Source organism: Actinosynnema sp. (assembly GCF_052038725.1).
This window is the reverse complement of record NZ_JBQGCX010001471.1, coordinates 1-2185: the sequence shown is the minus strand read 5'-3', so window position 1 is coordinate 2185 and position 2185 is coordinate 1. Positions and strand designations below refer to the sequence as shown.

The 2185-nt window shown below is 75.7% G+C and carries 3 protein-coding genes and 1 pseudogene; 2 read left to right on the top strand and 2 right to left on the bottom strand.

Features of this window, described 5'->3' with window-relative positions:
• Positions 1-113 precede the first annotated feature (113 nt).
• Positions 114-386: a GlsB/YeaQ/YmgE family stress response membrane protein gene (locus tag ACTUAL_RS31075; protein WP_096492893.1), complete on the bottom strand. Its 273-nt coding sequence runs from the start codon at positions 384-386 to the stop codon at positions 114-116.
• A 158-nt stretch (positions 387-544) separates the two neighbouring features.
• Here ACTUAL_RS31075 and ACTUAL_RS31070 point away from each other — a divergent pair, with 158 nt between their 5' ends.
• A complete protein-coding gene (locus ACTUAL_RS31070) occupies positions 545-910 on the top strand; it encodes an RNA-binding S4 domain-containing protein (protein WP_440902725.1) in 366 nt (121 codons plus the stop codon).
• A gap of 63 nt (positions 911-973) precedes the next feature.
• Entirely contained in the window at positions 974-1999 is a 1026-nt protein-coding gene (locus ACTUAL_RS31065) for an LLM class flavin-dependent oxidoreductase (RefSeq protein ID WP_440902724.1), read from the top strand.
• A 52-nt stretch (positions 2000-2051) separates the two neighbouring features.
• Here ACTUAL_RS31065 and ACTUAL_RS31060 read toward each other — a convergent pair.
• Positions 2052-2185, bottom strand: a pseudogene (locus tag ACTUAL_RS31060) (3-oxoacyl-ACP reductase); the annotation flags it as partial.

The following is a 2185-nucleotide window of genomic DNA, read 5'->3' as shown; positions in this document are numbered from 1 at the left end:
GGGGTGCCACGACCGGGCGCGCGCAGCCGGTTCGCACCGGGCGCGCGCCCGGCCTGCCGGTCGGCGCGGCCTGGGATCCGCGCCCACCGGGACCTGGGGACCCTGAAGAGGGTCTAGTGCAGGCTCCGCCTGCCGTAGGCGCCCGCGGCGATGCCGACGCCCACCACCGACAGGGCGAGCTGGATGCAGAACTCGATCCAGTCGAAGCCCCGCGTGTCGCCGATGCCCGCCGCGTCGGCGACGAGCGTGCCGAGGAACGCGGCCAGGATGCCGACGACGATCGTCAGCCAGATCGGGATGTCCTGCTTCCCCGGTCGGATCAACCGGCCGAGCACGCCGATGACCAGACCGACGAAGAGCGCGCCGACGAAGCTGCTGAAGCCCACTCTGCCCTCCACGGATCGTGATGGCGGCGGGGTACCCGCTCCGGCGCGCGCTCACGCTTCCGGGACCGCTTGGCGCGGTGACCAGGCGGTTCCGGGGCGGCGGGGCGCGCGCGGCGGGTGGTGTCCGCTCCGGGCGGGGTTGCCGGGATGATGGGGGGATGGAGTCCACCCGCGTGGACCGCTGGCTGTGGGCGGTCCGGCTGACCAAGACCCGCCCGGACGCGGCGGACGCCTGCCGGGGCGGGCACGTGCGCGTCAACGACCGGCCCGCCAAGCCCGCGACCGTCGTCGTGCCCGGCGACGAGGTGCGGGCGCGGGTCAACGGGGTCAACCGGGTCGTCGAGGTGGTGCGGGTCATCCAGAAGCGGGTCGGCGCGGAGACCGCGTCCACGTGCTTCATCGACCGCACTCCCAAGCCGCCGCCCGAGGCCGCCGTGCCGATCGCGCACCGCGACCGGGGCGCGGGGCGTCCCACGAAGCGGGAACGGCGGGAGATCGACCGGTTCCGCGGTGGCAGGCTGTGATCGGGACGCGGTGAGCGCGCCCCCGCGGGCGACCGTCCCGCGTGGACCACCGCGGAGGACACAGTGCCGCTCCCGTCCGAGCCGCTGCGCAAGCTCGGCTTCCTGACCATCGGGCTGTTCGACCCGGACGACCCGGCCAAGGGGCACGAGTCGACCCTGCGAGTGCTGGAGCTGGGCGAGCGGCTCGGCTTCGACAGCGCGTGGGTGCGGCACCGGCACCTCCAGCACGGCATCTCGTCGCCGGTCGCGGTGCTGGCCGCCGCGACCCAGCGGACCAAGCGGATCGCGCTGGGCACGGCCGTGACCCCGCTCGGCTGGGAGAACCCGCTGCGGTTGGCCGAGGACCTGGCGACCGTGGACGTGCTGTCCGGCGGGCGGCTCAACCCAGGGGTCAGCGCGGGCAGGCCGATGGGGTTCGACCGGGTGAAGGACGCGCTGTACCCGGAGACGGCGGACGTGGAGGAGCTCGGGCACGAGCGGGCCCGGCGGCTGCTCGGGTTCCTGCGCGGGGAGCCCGCGAGCGAGTTCGAGGGCACCGAGGGGATCGAGGAGTTCTCCCGGCGGGTGCAGCCGCACTCCCCCGGTCTGGCCGGGCGGGTCTGGTACGGGGCCGGGAGCCTCGGGTCGGCGCGGTGGGCCGGGGAGAACGGGGTGAACCTGCTGACCAGCAGCGTGGTGCGGGCCGAGGAGTCGGAGGACTTCGCGCGGGTGCAGGCCTCGCACATCCGCGCGTTCCGGGCGGCTCACCCGGACGGGGCCGCGGCGCGGGTGTCGCAGGGGCTGGTGGTGGTGCCGACGGACAGCGCGGACGCCGGGCAGCGGGAGCGGTACGAGCGGTACGCGCAGGCGCGGCTGCCGCGCACGCGCGCGCCGCAGGGGCCGGGGCGGGTGCTGTTCGCGCCGGACCTGGTGGGGACCTCGGAGCAGATCGCGGAGCGGCTGCGCGCGCACGCCGGGTTCCGGGAGGTGGAGGAGGTGGCGTTCGCGCTGCCGTTCACCTTCGAGCAGGAGGACTACGAGCAGATCCTGAGCGACATCGCCGGGAAGCTGGGGCCCGCGCTGGGGTGGACGCCCGCGGCAGTGGGGTGAGGTGCGGCGGGAGGAGGTGAGGTAGGCGCGGTGAGCCGGGCGGGGGCGCGGCTCAGCGCAGGTGCGACGCCCCGTTGAGGTCCAGCACCGCGCCCGACGCCATCGCCGCCTCCGGCGTGGCGAGGTAGAGCACCGCCGCCGCGACCTCCTCGGCCGTGCCGACGCGGCCTAAGCGGCTCTGGGCGC

Bases quoted from the DNA above. Each gene is read 5' to 3' on its own strand.
- ACTUAL_RS31070 (WP_440902725.1), top strand. From the start codon at position 545: ATGGAGTCCACCCGCGTGGACCGCTGGCTGTGGGCGGTCCGGCTGACC.